14 protein-coding genes are annotated in these 15,299 nt (G+C 60.6%); 9 read left to right on the forward strand and 5 right to left on the reverse strand.

From position 1 onward, the window contains the following. From PMI01S_RS07400 to PMI01S_RS07415, 4 genes are all read left to right on the forward strand, one after another. On the forward strand, positions 1-652 hold a 652-nt coding region (locus PMI01S_RS07400; RefSeq protein ID WP_084318840.1), incomplete at its 5' end, for an ArgP/LysG family DNA-binding transcriptional regulator. Positions 653-706: 54 nt separating this feature from the next. Next, on the forward strand, positions 707-1,699 hold the full coding sequence (locus tag PMI01S_RS07405; RefSeq protein WP_084318842.1) for an NAD-dependent epimerase/dehydratase family protein: 993 nt from the start codon (positions 707-709) through the stop codon (positions 1,697-1,699). Positions 1,700-1,807: 108 nt separating this feature from the next. Further along, on the forward strand, positions 1,808-2,683 hold the full coding sequence (locus PMI01S_RS07410; protein ID WP_084318844.1) for a coiled-coil domain-containing protein: 876 nt from the start codon (positions 1,808-1,810) through the stop codon (positions 2,681-2,683). Between the two features lie 119 nt (positions 2,684-2,802). Further along, complete coding sequence (locus PMI01S_RS07415) at positions 2,803-3,651, forward strand: cache domain-containing protein (RefSeq protein ID WP_084318846.1); 849 nt, start codon at positions 2,803-2,805, stop codon at positions 3,649-3,651. Between the two features lie 135 nt (positions 3,652-3,786). Here PMI01S_RS07415 and PMI01S_RS07420 read toward each other — a convergent pair whose 3' ends face one another. Together PMI01S_RS07420 and pobA are read right to left on the reverse strand one after the other, a co-directional pair. Continuing rightward, a complete protein-coding gene (locus PMI01S_RS07420; RefSeq protein WP_084318848.1) occupies positions 3,787-5,304 on the reverse strand; it encodes an MDR family MFS transporter in 1,518 nt (505 codons plus the stop codon). 79 nt (positions 5,305-5,383) lie between these two features. Beyond that, the gene (pobA, locus tag PMI01S_RS07425; RefSeq protein ID WP_174602654.1) at positions 5,384-6,568 is read right to left on the reverse strand and encodes a 4-hydroxybenzoate 3-monooxygenase; all 1,185 of its coding nucleotides are present in this window, start codon (positions 6,566-6,568) and stop codon (positions 5,384-5,386) included. A gap of 188 nt (positions 6,569-6,756) precedes the next feature. On the opposite strand from pobA, the gene PMI01S_RS07430 reads away from it, so the two are divergent. Then, entirely contained in the window at positions 6,757-7,653 is an 897-nt protein-coding gene (locus tag PMI01S_RS07430) for a helix-turn-helix domain-containing protein (RefSeq protein ID WP_084318852.1), read from the forward strand. Between the two features lie 9 nt (positions 7,654-7,662). On the opposite strand, the gene PMI01S_RS31635 is transcribed toward PMI01S_RS07430, so the two are convergent. Further along, the gene (locus tag PMI01S_RS31635) at positions 7,663-7,839 is read right to left on the reverse strand and encodes a hypothetical protein (protein WP_167362940.1); all 177 of its coding nucleotides are present in this window, start codon (positions 7,837-7,839) and stop codon (positions 7,663-7,665) included. A gap of 243 nt (positions 7,840-8,082) precedes the next feature. After that, on the reverse strand, positions 8,083-8,988 hold the full coding sequence (locus tag PMI01S_RS07440) for a LysR family transcriptional regulator (RefSeq protein WP_208603350.1): 906 nt from the start codon (positions 8,986-8,988) through the stop codon (positions 8,083-8,085). Positions 8,989-9,198: 210 nt separating this feature from the next. Between PMI01S_RS07440 and PMI01S_RS07445 the strand changes: the two genes are divergently transcribed. Then, positions 9,199-10,083: an MBL fold metallo-hydrolase gene (locus PMI01S_RS07445; protein ID WP_084318859.1), complete on the forward strand. Its 885-nt coding sequence runs from the start codon at positions 9,199-9,201 to the stop codon at positions 10,081-10,083. Positions 10,084-10,211: 128 nt separating this feature from the next. Further along, complete coding sequence (locus PMI01S_RS07450; protein ID WP_084318861.1) at positions 10,212-10,826, forward strand: NAD(P)-dependent oxidoreductase; 615 nt, start codon at positions 10,212-10,214, stop codon at positions 10,824-10,826. Between the two features lie 123 nt (positions 10,827-10,949). Here the strand turns inward: PMI01S_RS07450 and PMI01S_RS07455 are convergent, their stop codons facing one another. Next, positions 10,950-11,831: a LysR substrate-binding domain-containing protein gene (locus PMI01S_RS07455; RefSeq protein ID WP_084318863.1), complete on the reverse strand. Its 882-nt coding sequence runs from the start codon at positions 11,829-11,831 to the stop codon at positions 10,950-10,952. 160 nt (positions 11,832-11,991) lie between these two features. Here PMI01S_RS07455 and PMI01S_RS07460 point away from each other — a divergent pair, with 160 nt between their 5' ends. Together PMI01S_RS07460 and PMI01S_RS07465 are read left to right on the forward strand one after the other, a co-directional pair. Further along, the gene (locus PMI01S_RS07460) at positions 11,992-13,629 is read left to right on the forward strand and encodes a 5-guanidino-2-oxopentanoate decarboxylase (protein ID WP_084318865.1); all 1,638 of its coding nucleotides are present in this window, start codon (positions 11,992-11,994) and stop codon (positions 13,627-13,629) included. Next, complete coding sequence (locus PMI01S_RS07465; protein ID WP_084318867.1) at positions 13,626-15,086, forward strand: aldehyde dehydrogenase family protein; 1,461 nt, start codon at positions 13,626-13,628, stop codon at positions 15,084-15,086. Before PMI01S_RS07460 ends, PMI01S_RS07465 begins: the two co-directional genes overlap by 4 nt. Positions 15,087-15,299: the final 213 nt, after the last annotated feature.

Genomic DNA, 15,299 nt, shown 5'->3' on the forward strand with positions numbered 1-15,299 from the left:
GGTCCCGGCGCTGGACGAAGAAGGCCTGCCGGAACGTCTGCGCATTGCCTTGAATGCCGACAGCCTCGCCACGTGGTGGGCCGCAGCCGTCAGTGATTTCTGCGCCGAGCAACATTTGTTGCTGGATCTGGTCGTTGAAGACCAGACGGTTGGTCTCAAACGCATGCGCGCAGGCGAAGTGGCTGCGTGCATTTGCGCCAGCGAGCGTCCGGTCGCTGGCGCACGCAGCGTGTTGCTGGGCGCCATGCGTTATCGAGCGCTGGCCAGTCCGGCATTCATCGCGCGGCATTTTCCTGAAGGCGTGCGCGCTGACCTGCTGGCGAAAACGCCGGCGCTGGTCTTTGGCCCGGACGATTTCCTACAGCATCGCTACCTCGCATCCCTCGGCGTAGACGGCGGTTTCGAACACCATTTGTGCCCGTCATCCGAAGGCTTCATTCGCCTGACCGAGGCCGGTCTCGGTTGGGGGCTGGTGCCTGAATTGCAGGTGCGCGATCAGCTGGAACGCGGGGTTTTGCGCGAGCTTTTGCCAGATAAGCCCATCGATGTGCCGCTGTACTGGCATCATTGGCGCAATGGCGGTCAGTTGCTGGGGTTGCTGACTGATCAATTGGTGCGCTCGTCGACGCAATGGCTGGTGCCGTTGGACTGACCGGCAGCGTCAAGACCTCACGCACTACGCAAAACGAAATATTCGGAGCACTACATGAAGATTCTGGTCACCGGCGCAAGCGGCTTCATCGGCGGACGCTTTGCGCGTTTCGCCCTGGAGCAGGGCCTGGACGTGCGGGTCAACGGTCGCCGGGCCGAAAGCGTCGAACACCTGGTACGCCGTGGCGCGGAGTTCATTCAGGGCGACTTGAGCGACCCGGAACTGGCGCGCAACCTGTGTTCCGAGGTCGAAGCCGTAGTGCATTGCGCCGGGGCGGTCGGTGTGTGGGGACGTTATCAGGACTTTCATCAGGGCAACGTGCAGGTCACCGAAAACATCGTCGAAGCCTGCCTGAAACAGCGTGTCCGGCGACTGGTGCACTTGTCCTCGCCGTCGATCTACTTCGATGGCCGCGATCACCTCGGGTTGACCGAAGAACAGGTCCCCAAGCGCTTCAAGCATCCTTACGCCGCGACCAAATACCTGGCCGAGCAAAAGGTCTTCGGTGCCCAGGAATTCGGCCTCGAAACCCTGGCCCTGCGCCCGCGCTTCGTGACCGGTGCGGGCGACATGAGCATCTTCCCGCGTCTGCTGAAGATGCAACGCAAGGGGCGGCTGGCCATCGTCGGCAACGGTTTGAACAAAGTCGATTTCACCAGCGTACAAAACCTCAACGAAGCGTTGCTCAGCAGTTTGCTGGCTGGCGGATCGGCATTGGGCAAGGCCTACAACATCAGCAACGGAACGCCGATTCCGTTGTGGGACGTGGTCAATTACGTCATGCGCAAGATGGATGTCCCACAGGTGACCCGCTACCGTTCCTACGGCCTGGCCTATACCGTGGCGGCGCTCAACGAGGGCGCTTGCAAGCTGTGGCCGGGTCGTCCCGAGCCAACCCTGTCGCGCCTGGGCATGCAGGTGATGAACAAAAATTTCACCCTGGACATCAGCCGCGCGCGGCATTATCTGGACTACGATCCGAAAGTCAGTCTCTGGACCGCCCTCGATGAATTCTGCGGCTGGTGGAAGGCTCAGGACATTCGCTGACAAATCCCGTTACTGAACGGACAGTGGGGTTCAGGGTCAATCGATGCGGCTGACGGGTTTATACTTCGCCGCATCAAGCCATCACCGCGTTCCACAAAGGTTGATTCAATGTCCATGCGTAACGATGCCAACGACGACTTCGACGATGTACCGAGCCTGCGTGCCGACAGCCTCGACGACGATGATTTTGTGCCCACCGCCCGCACCGCCGTGCATTCGCGCACCCCGCCGGTGGTCAAGGTCAAGGCTGCCAGCACCGGCCCGTTGTGGGCACTGGTCGGCGCCTTGTTCTTTGCGTTCGCCGGCCTTGCCTGGTGGAGCTTTCAGCAGATCTCGCTGATGGAACAGCAACTGGTGGCTACCCAGGAAAGTTTCGCGCGCATCAGTGAGGATGCGGCGGGGCGCTTGCAGGACATTTCCGGCAAGGTCGTCGCCAGCCAGACCAACGTCACCAGCGACAGCGAAGCGCTGAAACTGCAGATCAAGCAGCTTGAAAGCAAGCTTCAGGACCAGAGCAAGCAGCAGCAAGGCGTTGTCGGCCAGACTTCGGACCTGGACAAGCGCCTGGCGCAAATGACCGCGCAAACTGCCGATCTGGACAAGCGTCTGGCGCAAGCCACCGCCCAGAACACCGAACACCAGGCCGCCAACACGCAATTGCAAGCCCAGGTCAAAGCCTTGAGCGGCGAGCTGGCCGCGCTGAAGAGCGCCCCGGCTGACACTGAAAAATTCGACGCACAGCTGAAAAGCCTCGGCGCCGACATCGTCGCACTGAAGAAACAAGGCAATCCGAGCGCCGCCATCGAGCGTCTGGAACAGGACATGATCGTGCTCAAAAGCGAGCAGGACAACCGCCCGACCACCGGGCCAGCCTCGTCCAATACCGCTGAATTCGACGCTTTCCGTGCTTCGGTCACCCGCAACATCAACACCCTGCAGGCGCAGATTCAGAATTTGCAGCAGCAGCTGCGCGCCAGGCCTTGAGGGTGAAGGCGCGGTAATGCGCTGCAATACCATTTTGCAGACTGCTGTTCGCTGAATATCCATACATGCCCCATTGCCGTCTACGCTCTTGAAACACTGACAAGAACGGGGGATGCGCAATGGGGTTTTTGCACAAGTTGGCCCTGCTGGGCGGGATGCTGTTGCTGTGTCTGGGCCAGGCTCAAGCTGCCGGGACCGAGAAGGATGACAGCCAGGCCGCCATCGCCTTGCTGGAAAAAGCCCTCGCCTACTACCACGACAACGGTGACAAGGCGTTCGCGGCCTTCAGTCGCCAGGGCGAGTTTGTCGACAAGGACCGCTACGTGTTCGTGGTCGATACCAAAGGCGTGATGCTGGCCAGCGGTGGGCCCTCGTCGGCATTGATCGGGCGTGACGTGTCTGACGTGCTCGGGCCGGATTTGCAGAAAGCCTTCAAAGATGCGTTGAAAGTGCCGGAGGGCAATGGCATCCAGCAGGCGGAATATCGCTGGCAGAACTGGTCGGACGGCAAGGTCGAGCGCAAGCATGTGTTCTACCAACGGATCGGCCAGCGCATTCTGGCAGTGGGTTACTACCTGCCACGGGCGTCGGCGGAACAGGCGATGGCATTGCTGAACAAAGCGGCAACCGACCTGGCCAAAGACGAGAAGGGCACGCTCACGGCGATCAACTCGCTCAAGGGCGGTTATTTGCAGGATGACTTGTATGTGTTCGTGGTCGACCTGGACACCCAGCGTTATGTCGCCCATGGCACCAACCTGCGGCTGATCAACACCGATTTCGGCAAGATCAAGGACCCTGAAGGCAAGCCGGTGGGTGAGCCGATTCTGGCGTTGATGGCTAAACAGGATTACGGCGAATACGAATATCGGTGGAAAAACCCGGTGACCGGCAAGGTCGAGGACAAGCATGCGTACCTGAAAAAGGTCGGGCATTTTGTGGTGGCTGTCGGGTATTACAGCCCTTGAAGGGTGGTGGCTGACAAACTGCCTTCGCGAGCAAGCCCGCTCCCACATTTGATTTTCATCGTTCACAGATTTTGTGTACGACAGAAATCAAATGTGGGAGCGGGCTTGCTCGCGAAGGCAGACGCCTCGGTCCATCTATCGAACCTTGTCCTCCCGCCCCCGCAACACCCGGTTCGGCATCGCAATCGCCGCCGCCAACCCCAGCAGCGACACTGCGGCACTGACCATCAGCAAATGCCGGAAGGTCAGCAACAGCTCAGCACGCAAGGCGTTCTGCGCATCCCCCGCGGCAGCGTTCAAACCGTCCAGCAAGACATTCCCCGAACTGCCCTCGGCAATCAGCGTCGAGCCTGCCAGGTGGGCGAAACTCGAATCTTGCAGCAACGCCAGCAATAGCGCCGACATCAACGCCACGCCCACCGCGCCGCCCAGGGAGCGGAACAGGTTAGTGGTGCTGGTCGCGACGCCAATATCCCGTTGTTCCACTGAATTCTGTGTCCCGACCAATGACGTCGGGAATTGCATGCCAGAGGCGATACCGCTGAGCACCATGAATAGACTGCTGAGCAAAACTGCCTGGGGCGGACTGAACGCCATGCCGAGAATCGAGATTGGCATGAGGATAGCGCCCGCGAGGATCATCGGTTTGTAGCGTCCGGTCACCGAGGTCCGGCGCCCGGCGAAATACGCTCCAATCGGCAAACCCATGGCCAGTGGCAACAGGTGCAGGGCGGCACTGTCGGCCCCGGCGCCCGTCACGCTCTGGAAGCGCAACGGCATCAGCACAATCAGCGAGATCGCCTGGAAACTGGTGAAGAAAATCGTGCACCAGCACAGGATTGCATTGCGGTTGGCGAACAGGTGCATGGGCAGCAACGGCTCCCGCGTACGGCGCTCATGCCGGACGAACAAGGCCAGGACAACCACCGCACAACCCAGCAAACCCAACACCTCAGCGCTGCGCCACGAATGGCCCTGGCCGACCTGGGTGATACCGAGCAACAAAGCTGTCAGACCGATGATCATCAGCAGCGTGCCGAGGTAATCGATGATCGGCTTGCGCTGCGGTACGGGCAGCCCCACCAGCGTGCGATTGGCCACCAGCCACGCGCCCAGACCCAGTGGCAGGTTGATCAGGAACACCCAGCGCCACGACAGGTATTCGGTCATGTAGCCGCCGAGCACCGGACCGGCCACGCTGGCCACCGCGTACATGCTGCTGAAATAACCTTGATAGCGACCCCGTTCGCGAGGCGGCACGATGTCGCCGATGATTGCCTGGCTGACCGAAATCATGCCGCCGGCACCTATGCCCTGAACAATGCGCGCCAGCACCAATTGCTCCATGCTTTGCGCCATGCCGCAGAAGAACGAAGCCAGCGTGAACAGCCCCATGCCGAACAGCATCAACGAGCGCCGACCGTACAGGTCGCCCAGCTTGCCGTAGATCGGCACCGCCACGGTCATCGCCACCATGTAGCCGGAAATCACCCAGGCCAACAGGCTGACATCCTTGAACTGCGCGGAAATGGCCGGCATCGATACGGCGACGATGGTCTGGTCCAGCGCGCCCAGAAAAATCGCCAGCATCAGGGCGATGAGCACGCTGCGAATGGCCGGTTTGGGCGTTTCAGGCTGGTTGAGATTGGACACGGGAGAACCTGCGGGCAGTGAGGGTCCCGCAAGCGGCAAGGGCGAGCGGGGATGCTCGCCAGTGTAAGTCGATAGGAAGCTATTCGATAGCCTCGTACGGAAGCCCGACGTAATTTTCTGCAATGGTTTTTCGACCCGCTTCTGAATCGACGAAGTAAGCAAGTTCCGACTCGGCGATGCGCTGGCTGAACGCGTCGTGGTCGTCAAAGCGATGCAACATCGAGGTCATCCACCAGGAAAACCGCTCGGCTTTCCAGACCCGGCGCAGGCAGACCTCGGAGTATTTCTCCAGCAAATCGACCCGGCCTTCGCGGTAAACCTTCAGCAGGATATTGAACAGCGTACTGACGTCGCTGGCGGCCAGGTTCAGGCCTTTGGCACCGGTAGGCGGCACGATGTGCGCGGCGTCGCCGACCAGGAACAGGCGCCCGTACTGCATCGGTTCGACCACGAAACTGCGCAGCGGCGCGATGCTTTTTTCGATGGACGGCCCGGTCACCAGCGACTCGGCCAGCGCCGTCGGCAGACGGGATTTGAGTTCATCCCAGAAACGCTGATCGGACCAGTCCTCGACCTGATCCGAGGACGGGACTTGCAAGTAATGACGGGTTCGGGTCGCCGAGCGCATGCTGCACAAGGCAAAGCCGCGCTCATGACGGGCGTAGACCAGTTCATCGTGAACCGGCGGCGTGTCGGCGAGAATCCCCAGCCAGCCGAACGGATAAACCCGTTCGAATACCTTCAGGCACTCGGCCGGAATCGATTGCCGCGCCACGCCATGGAAACCGTCGCAACCGGCGATGTAGTCGCAGTCCAGTCGATACGTTTCACCGTCCTTTTCAAACGTCACGAAGACTTCATCGGTTTTCATGCCATGGGGCACGACGTTGCCGACTGCGTATATCGTTTGTGCGCCGGCCTCCCGACGAGCGGCCATCAAGTCACGGGTGACCTCGGTCTGGCCGTAGATCATCACGGTTTTGCCCCCGGTCAGGGCCTGCAGATCAATGTGCACGCGACGCCCGTCGAGGGCCAGTTCGAAGCCGCCGTGGACCAACCCTTCGGCGTCCATGCGACGGCCGACGCCGGCCTGACGCAGCAGCTCTACCATGCCTTGTTCGAGGACACCGGCGCGGATTCGGCCGAGCACATAGTCCGGGGTCTGGCGTTCGAGGATAAGGGTGTCGATACCGGCGTTGTGCAGCAATTGGCCGAGCAGTAATCCGGAGGGACCGGCACCGATGATGGCGATTTGGGTCTTCAGCGTTTTCATTGTTTTTATGACTCGCAAGCTTCACGCGACCAGAGTCGGTGAATTATTTTTATGGATCGAACGCTTGCATTTTTCACTTGCGGGTCTGTCAATTGAAGGTGAAAACTGAGCCGATAGCTGTACATTCTGCCAATCGGTGCGATTATCGCCCGCTACCTCCCGAGGCCTGGATTGACGTTATGAACAAGCCTGACCTGCCTTCGATACCGGTGTTCAAGCTCTACGGTGAAAGCCTGGATTGGCCGACCCCGGATTTGTTGCACTGCGAAACCATCTCCAAACGCAGCCGCGAACATCAGTGGGAAATCAAACCTCATCGTCACGCCGATTTGTGCCAGTTGCTCTTCGTGTTCAAAGGTCAGGCAGAGCTTGAAATCGAAGGCAAACGCACGCAGCTGAGCGAACCGGCGATGCTGGTTCTGCCGCCGTTATCGGTGCACGGTTATCGCTTTTCCGAGGATGTCGAAGGGTTTGTCGTGACCCTGGCCGCGCCGCTGGTCACCCATCTCCAGGCGCAACTGGGCAACTCGGTGAATGCCCTGTCCCAGGCCGAAAGTTATCCGGCCGGTAATGACGGTGAGTACCTCAACAGTCTGTTTTCTGCATTGCAAAACGAATACACCGGCCATCAACCGGCCCGGGAAATGCTCATGCATTCGCTGGTCAGCGTGATCATGGTGTGGGTCAGCCGTCAGGCGCTTCAACGTCGCTCCGCGAGTCAACGTCCGCAGCGTGCGCGGGAATACCTCAACGGGTTCATCCAACTGGTGGAAGAGACGTATCGCCAACACGTCAAGGTCGAGGACCTGGCGCATCGGCTGGGGATTTCCGTGTCGCACCTCAACGGCACGTGCCGTGAACTGGCGGGACAACCGGCGTTGCAGATCATGCACGAGCGGCAATTGCTGGAGGCCAAGCGTTTGCTGACCTACACCAGCATGACCATTTACGAAATGTCTGACGTGTTGGGTTTTTCCGATCCGACCAACTTCACGCGCCTGTTCCGACGCCGGGTGGGGATCTCGCCCAAGGCTTTTCGCGACCGCTTGAAGGCCGATCAGGACAACGAAGCCTGATCCGCTCCGCTACCGAAGGGCGTTGAGAGTCGCGTTGTGGGGGATGCAGCGCTCGAAGTTACAGCTCGCGTAATCACGGGGCAGTTGCCGCAACTGCTCGACGCGCCAGGCCGCGGTGCCATAGAGCGCCAGCGTAGCCGCGCAGGTGATGAAAATTGCGAGGTATCTTCTTGTTTTGATGTTCATGGCGTTGACCTCTGAACGAATACCCTTCGGTACTACTTTCAGCATAGGTCAGCGGCAGTGAGTTGCCAGTCACGCCGCTTGCGCATGTAACCCGATATTCAGAACACTGATGAGCCCTTGTAGGAGCCGGCTTGCTGGCGATGGACGTTAACGATTACGCGTGCTTACTGGATACCCGCGGTGCCTGTGCGTCCATCGTCGGAACGCCGCCCGCAGCAAGCCGGCTCCTACAAAAGAGCGTATTCACAATCCTGCATCCCACGCCGGTGTTTCCGGAAATCTGAGCACCAGAAAGTCCAGCAGGCTGCGCAGTGCTGCGGGCATGTGCTTGCGGGAGGCATACACCGCGTAGATATTCATCCGGCGCGGTTCGGCCTGGGGCAACAGGCGGATCAGTTCACCACTGTGGATATGCACGCCGGCCTGATAAGTCGGCAGCATCGCCACCCCGGCGCCGGCGATCGTCGCGCGCAGCAGCGTACTGGCTTCATTGGCGCTGATGTTGCCTTGCACCGGCACCGAGACCGGTTCGCCGTCCTGCTCGAAATGCCACAGGCTTTTGCCGAAATAAGAGTGCGTCAGGCAGTTGTGCTGGCTCAGGTCTTCGACCTGCGTCGGTGCCGGATGCTCGTCCAGATAAGCAGGGGCGGCGCAGATCACCGAGCGGCAGACCGTCAGCCGCCGCGCAATCAGGTTCGGGTCCAGGTCATTGCTGGTGCGAATCGCCAGGTCGATGCGCTCATCCACCAGGTTTACTGTGCGGTCGAGCATCTGCAGATCGATGCTGACGCCGGGGTAACGCTTGACGTAGGCCGCCATGGCATCGGCCAATTGTGCCTGGCCGAACGAGGTGCTGACGCTGATCCGCAGCAGGCCGCGCGGCGCATCATCCGGCTCGCTGACGGCAGCCTGCATGTCCGAAGACAGGTCGAGCATCTGCCGACACCGTGGCAGGATCTCGCTGCCGGCGGCGGTCAGGCTCAATTTGCGCGTGGTGCGGTGCATCAGGCGCGCGCCGACCCAGTCTTCCAGTTCTGCCAGATACCGCGAAACCACCGGCCGTGACAGCTCCAGGTGATCGGCGGCGGCCGACTGGCTGCCGAGGTCGACCACCGTGACGAACACCCGCATTGCTTGTAGACGATCCATGATTTGCCCGATTTCAGAAACAAACTATGTTCCAGCATCGCATTTTTTGTACTGAGTCGTGCAACTAAGCTCTGTTTTCCTGTAGGAGCGAGCGTGCTCGCGATGGACGCATAGGCACCCCGCTTTAACCGGTAAGCACGCGTCATCGTTAACGATCATCGCCAGCAAGCCGGCTCCTACAAAAAGCGTCGACAACCCACGGAGCAACAGATGATCGGTTTCACTTCCCTCAAGCGCATTTTGCTGGCCACGGCCACCCTCGGCTTCGCGGCCCACGCGGCGGCATCGACGTTGACGCTGGATGTCTACAACCCGGGCGACAAGGCGATCTTCCCGGTGACCTCGGTGTTGGTCAGCGGCGAGAAAGACGCGATCCTGGTGGACGCGCAGTTCGGCAAATCCCAGGCCCAGCAGGTGGTGGAAAAGATCCGCGCCAGTGGCAAGCAGCTGACCACCATTTACATCAGTCACGGTGATCCGGATTACTACTTCGGCCTCGACACTCTGACCGCTGCGTTTCCCCACGCCAAAGTGCTCGCCTCGCAACCGACGGTGGATCACATCAAGAAAACCGTCGACGGCAAACTGGCGTTCTGGGGGCCGAAAATGGGTGCCGATGTACCGGCCCGAACCATCGTGCCAGGTGTGCTCGAGGGTGAAAGCCTGATGCTCGAAGGACAGAAGTTGCAGGTGGTGGGGCTTGAGGGCAAGCAACCGGATCGCACCTTTGTGTGGATCCCGTCGATCAAGGCCGTGGTCGGTGGCGTGGTCGTCGCGGAAAACATTCACGTATGGATGGCCGACACCCAGACCGCGCAGTCCCACGCCGATTGGCTGGCTACGCTGCACAGCATCGAAACCCTGAAACCGACCACCATCGTGCCGGGTCACTACCTGGGCAAGAGCGCGCGTTCCCTCGCGGGTGTGCAGTTCACCGCCGATTACATCAAGGCTTTCGACCAGGAAACCGCCAAGGCCAAAGACTCTACGGCGTTGATTGCCGCGATGAAAAAACGCTACCCGACCCTGGGCGAAGAAAGCTCGCTGGAACTGAGCGCCAAAGTCGCCAAGGGTGAGATGAAGTGGGGTGAGTGAGTTTATGTGGCAACGGGATTGCCTGTGGACAGTGAGCTTATCTGTGGCGAGGGGATAAATCCCCTGCCACAAAAGCCCTTTCACCATCCGGATTTGTACTGAGTCACCCAATCCAACTGGAGAACATCATGAGCAAAATCGCAATCATCGGTGCCACCGGCCGTGCCGGTAGCCAGCTGTTGGAAGAAGCCCTGCGTCGCGGTCACAGCGTGACGGCCATCGCTCGCGATACCTCGAAGATCGGCCAGCGTGCCGGGGTGCTCAGCAAGAACGTTGACGCCCTCGATGCCCAAGCGTTGCAAGCGGCAATTGCGGGTCATGACGTGGTGATCAGCGCCGCGCACTTTACGACCCTTCCTGCCAGCGCCGTCATCGGGCCGGTGAAACGGGCCGGGGTGAAACGCTTGTTGGTAGTGGGCGGTGCCGGTTCGCTGTTGCTGCCGGACGGTACTCGCGTTATCGACAGTAAAGGCTTCCCTGAAGAGTACAAAACCGAGGCCAGTGCCGGCGCTCAATTCCTGGAAAACCTGCGTCAGGAAAAGGAACTGGACTGGACCTTTTTGTCGCCGTCGGCGGAGTTTGTCGAAGGTGAGCGCACGGGGGCGTTTCGGATCGGCAAGGATGATTTGCTGGTGAGCAGTGAAGGGCGTAGCTGGATTACCTTCGCCGACTATGCAATTGCGCTGCTGGATGAAGTGGAAGTGCCGAAGCATTCCCGTCAGCGGTTCACAGTCGGGTATTGATTGCGCGGCTTGAACCCATTCGCGAGCAAGCCCGCTCCCACATTGGGTCTCCTGTGAACACAGAAATGTGAACACCGCAGATCAATTGTGGGAGCGGGCTTGCTCGCGAAGCTTTAGAGCTTTTCAGCGGTTCTGAGCCTGCTCCACCAACCACCCCATCAATTCGCGCAACTTCGGCGAAGGCGCCGGTTTCTCCGGGAACACCAGGTAATACGCCAACCCCGTTTTCACCTTCAATTCAAACGGCATGACCAGCCGCCCGGCACTCAGGTCATCGCCAATCAATGACCAATCGCCGATCGCCACACCGGTTCCTTGGGACGCCATCGACATCGCCAGGTCCAGGGTTTCGAAATGCTGGCCTTTGCTGACGTTGCTCAATTGAAGATCCGCCGCTTTCAGCCAGGCATTCCAGTCGCGCTCGTCCCGTGTCGGGTGCAGCAACAAGTGCTGTTGCAGATCCGCCGGCGTCTGCAACGCCATCGGCCCATCCAGCATCGGCCGAGAACACACCGGCGTCAGTTGCTCATCGAACAGCAGATAAGACGTCAACGCGCTGTCCGGCGGCGCGCCATACATCACCGCGGCGTCGAATTGCTCGCGGTGGAAATCCACACCGTGCTTGACCGTGGTGGTCAGCTCCACCGGCACATCCGGGCGTTCCCGTTGCCACTGCAAAAGCCGCGGTAACAACCAACGCATCACGCAGGTCGGCGCTTTGAGTTGCAGGGTTTCGCGCTTCTCGCCGATCTGCTCCACGGCCTCGTCGATCAAGCCGAAAATCTGCTGCACCCGTGGCAGCCATTCCCGACCTTCTGCCGTCAGGTCCAGCCCGCGAGCCTGGCGAATGAACAGCTCATAACCCAGATGTTCTTCCAGCCCGGCGATCTGTCGACTCACCGCGCCCTGGGTGATGAACAGCTGTTCGGCCGCACGGGTGAAGTTGCAGCACTGCGCGGTGATCAGAAAAGTGTGCAGCGCCGGCAGGGGAGGCAATCGTTTCATTGAGATCCAAGGTATGACGTGAGGACATGGCTAGTATGACTTTTTATCCATTGTTGCGGCTATGTGTCGCCCGTTCCAATGAGGCCATCCCTGGACCTGCCCATTCATCATAAACACTGCGCAGGCCCGGCGTCTCAAACGAACAAAAAGGGCAAAAGACATGGCGACGTGTGGCGAAGTATTGGTCAAGTTACTCGAAGATTACGGGGTTGAGCAGGTGTTCGGCATTCCCGGGGTTCATACCGTGGAGCTGTATCGCGGGCTGGCCCGTTCGAGCATCAACCACGTTACTCCGCGTCACGAACAGGGCGCCGGTTTCATGGCCGACGGTTATGCGCGCACCAGCGGTAAGCCGGGTGTGTGCTTCATCATCACTGGCCCGGGCATGACCAACATCACCACCGCCATGGGCCAGGCCTATGCCGATTCGATCCCGATGCTGGTGATCTCCAGCGTGCAGACCCGCAACCAGTTGGGCGGCGGTCGCGGCAAGCTCCATGAACTGCCGAACCAGAGTGCATTGGTCGGTGGCGTGGCAGCGTTCTCCCACACCCTGATGTCGGCGTCCGAATTGCCGGGCGTATTGGCCCGCGCTTTCGCCCTGTTCCAGGCCGGTCGCCCGCGTCCGGTGCACATCGAAATTCCGCTGGACGTGCTGGTCGAAGAAGCCGATGACCTGCTCACCAGCCTGCCGGTCAACATCGATCGTGCCGGTGCTTCGCCAAGTGCGATCAGCCGCATGACCGACCTGCTCGCCGGCGCCAGGCGCCCACTGATTCTTGCCGGTGGCGGTGCCATCGATGCCGCCGCTGAATTGACTGAACTGGCTGAACTGCTCGACGCGCCGGTGGCGCTGACCATCAACGCCAAAGGCATGCTCGCATCCAGCCATCCGTTGCTGATCGGTTCGACCCAAAGCCTGGTCGCGACCCGCGCCCTGGTGGCCGAGGCCGACGTGGTGCTGGCGATCGGCACCGAACTGGCAGAAACCGACTACGACGTCACCTTCGCCGGTGGCTTCGAGATTCCCGGCGTGCTGCTGCGCGTGGACATCGACCCTGACCAGACCGTGCGCAATTACCCGCCGAAAGTCGCCCTGGTGGCCGATTCGCGCAATGCTGCCCAGGCCTTGTTGAGCGCGCTGTCGCACAAGTCGCTGGCCGAGCGCAGCAACGATTGGGGCCAGGCCCGTGCCGCACGTCTGCGCGAAGACCTCGCCGCCACTTGGGATGCCCCGACCCTGGCCCAGACCCGCTTCCTCGAAACCGTCCTGCACGAATTGCCGGACGCCGTGTTCGTCGGCGATTCGACCCAACCGGTGTACACCGGCAACCTGACTTTCAACCCGGAACGCCCGCGCCGCTGGTTCAACTCGTCTACTGGCTACGGCACCCTCGGTTACGCCTTGCCGGCGGCGATTGGCGCCTGGCTTGGCGGCAGCGTTGAAAACGGCACGCGTCCTCCGGTGGTGTGCCTGATCGGTGACGGCGGCTTGCAATTCACCCTGCCGGAACTGGCCAGCGCCGTTGAAGCGCGCACGCCGGTGATCGTCCTGCTGTGGAATAACCAGGGCTACGAAGAGATCAAGAAATACATGGTCAACCGAGCCATCGAACCGGTCGGCGTAGACATCTACACCCCGGACTTCATCGGTGTCGCCAAGGCGCTGGGCTGCGCGGCTGAAGCGGTCGACGGCGTTGATCAGTTGCGCACTGCGCTGCGCTGCGCCACCGATCGCCAAGGCCCGACCCTGATTGAAATCGATCAGACGTCGTGGATGAAGGCGGTGTCGAAATGAATTTCTCTGCGAATTTACCGACCACTCTCGATGGTCTGTTCATTAACGGCAAATGGTCCGCCGGCAGCGAACACCTGCGGGTGATCAACCCGGCCACCGAAGCGCTGTTGACCACCGTGAATGGCGGCGATGCGCACTCGGTCGATCAAGCCGTGAAGGCTGCGACCGAAGCCTTCAAGGCCTGGTCGCAAACCACCGGTGCCGAGCGTGGCGCGATCCTGCGCAAAATCGCCGCCGGCGTGCAGGGCGGTCGCGAGCAGTTGATGCAGTTGCAGTCGAGCAACAACGGCAAACCGCTGTTCGAAGCGGCCATTGACGTCGATGACGTGATCGCTACGTTCGAGTACTACGCCGGTCTGGCCGAAGGCCTCGATGCGAAACAGGACAGCGCAGTCGAGCTGCCCACCGACGACTTCAGCGCCCGTGTGCGCCGCGAGCCGTGCGGTGTGGTCGGCCTGATCGTGCCGTGGAATTTCCCTATGGTGACCACCGCCTGGAAACTCGCACCGGCCCTGGCCGCCGGTTGCTGCGTGGTGCTCAAACCTTCCGAAGTGACGCCACTGCCGGAGCTGGAACTGGCGGCGATCATTGCCGACGCCGGGTTGCCGAAAGGCGTGTTCAACCTGGTCTGCGGCACCGGCCTGGCAGTGGGGGCGCCGCTCTCGGCAGACCCGCGCATCGCCAAGATTTCTTTCACCGGCAGCAACGCAGTCGGCGTGCAAGTGATGCAACGCGCCGCCGAAACCGTGAAGGGCGTGAGCCTCGAGCTGGGTGGCAAATCTTCGTTGCTGGTGCTCAAGGACGCCGACATTGCATTGGCGGTGGAAGTGGCCTGCGGCGGTGGTTTCTTCAACGCCGGGCAAATGTGTTCGGCCACCAGCCGTGTGCTGGTCGCCGATGAGCTGGCCGACGAGTTCCTCCTGCGCCTCAAGGCCCGCGCCGAAGCCATTCGCGTCGCCGACCCGTTCGACCCAAACGTGGAAATGGGCGCGCTGGTCAATCAGGCGCAATACCAACGCGTGCTCGGCCACATCGATCGCGGTTTGAGTGCCGGCGCCAAACTGATTTGCGGCGGCAATCGTCCTGCAGATCTGACCCGCGGATATTTTTTGCAGCCAACGATTTTCACCGAAGTGCCCCTCGACAGTGCGTTGTGGTGTGAAGAGATTTTCGGCCCGGTGATCTGCGTGCGCAGTTTTGCCTCTGAAGCCGAGGCGATTGCCCTGGCCAACGACAGCCAGTTCGGTCTGGTGGCCAGTGTGGTGACGCGCGACGCCGAGGCGGCAGATCGGGTCGCCAACGCTTTGCAGGCGGGACTTGTGTGGATCAATGCGCCGCAAGTGATCTTCCCGCAGACCGCCTGGGGTGGCTACAAACAGAGCAGCATCGGCCGCGAATTGGGGCCGTGGGGCTTGCAGGCTTTCCAGGAAATAAAACACGTGGTTCGCGCGGTCTGACGGCACGAAAAAGGTGAGCGCATGCCTCGTATCGAGGCATGCACTGGCGTCATGGCTTCAATGAATTTTTATCGATAGTCAGGTGTTTTACACGACCTCAGGATGAACTCACTGGTTCAGCCAAGCCCCCGAAAATACAAGGGATAACGCTGATCCGGCCGCGCGGATGCAACAGTTTCGACCTGCCTTATACCTACAAAAACAAAGGGAGTC

The organism is Pseudomonas migulae NBRC 103157, from assembly GCF_002091715.1.
In the GTDB taxonomy this organism is placed as follows: domain Bacteria; phylum Pseudomonadota; class Gammaproteobacteria; order Pseudomonadales; family Pseudomonadaceae; genus Aquipseudomonas; species Aquipseudomonas migulae_A.

Bases quoted from the DNA above. Each gene is read 5' to 3' on its own strand.
- PMI01S_RS07455 (WP_084318863.1), bottom strand. From the start codon at position 11,831: ATGAAACGATTGCCTCCCCTGCCGGCGCTGCACACTTTTCTGATCACC.
- PMI01S_RS07460 (WP_084318865.1), top strand. From the start codon at position 11,992: ATGGCGACGTGTGGCGAAGTATTGGTCAAGTTACTCGAAGATTACGGG.
- PMI01S_RS07440 (WP_208603350.1), bottom strand. From the start codon at position 8,988: ATGGATCGTCTACAAGCAATGCGGGTGTTCGTCACGGTGGTCGACCTC.
- PMI01S_RS31635 (WP_167362940.1), bottom strand. From the start codon at position 7,839: ATGAACATCAAAACAAGAAGATACCTCGCAATTTTCATCACCTGCGCG.
- PMI01S_RS07430 (WP_084318852.1), top strand. From the start codon at position 6,757: ATGAACAAGCCTGACCTGCCTTCGATACCGGTGTTCAAGCTCTACGGT.
- PMI01S_RS07450 (WP_084318861.1), top strand. From the start codon at position 10,212: ATGAGCAAAATCGCAATCATCGGTGCCACCGGCCGTGCCGGTAGCCAG.
- PMI01S_RS07410 (WP_084318844.1), top strand. From the start codon at position 1,808: ATGTCCATGCGTAACGATGCCAACGACGACTTCGACGATGTACCGAGC.
- PMI01S_RS07405 (WP_084318842.1), top strand. From the start codon at position 707: ATGAAGATTCTGGTCACCGGCGCAAGCGGCTTCATCGGCGGACGCTTT.
- PMI01S_RS07465 (WP_084318867.1), top strand. From the start codon at position 13,626: ATGAATTTCTCTGCGAATTTACCGACCACTCTCGATGGTCTGTTCATT.
- PMI01S_RS07445 (WP_084318859.1), top strand. From the start codon at position 9,199: ATGATCGGTTTCACTTCCCTCAAGCGCATTTTGCTGGCCACGGCCACC.
- PMI01S_RS07415 (WP_084318846.1), top strand. From the start codon at position 2,803: ATGGGGTTTTTGCACAAGTTGGCCCTGCTGGGCGGGATGCTGTTGCTG.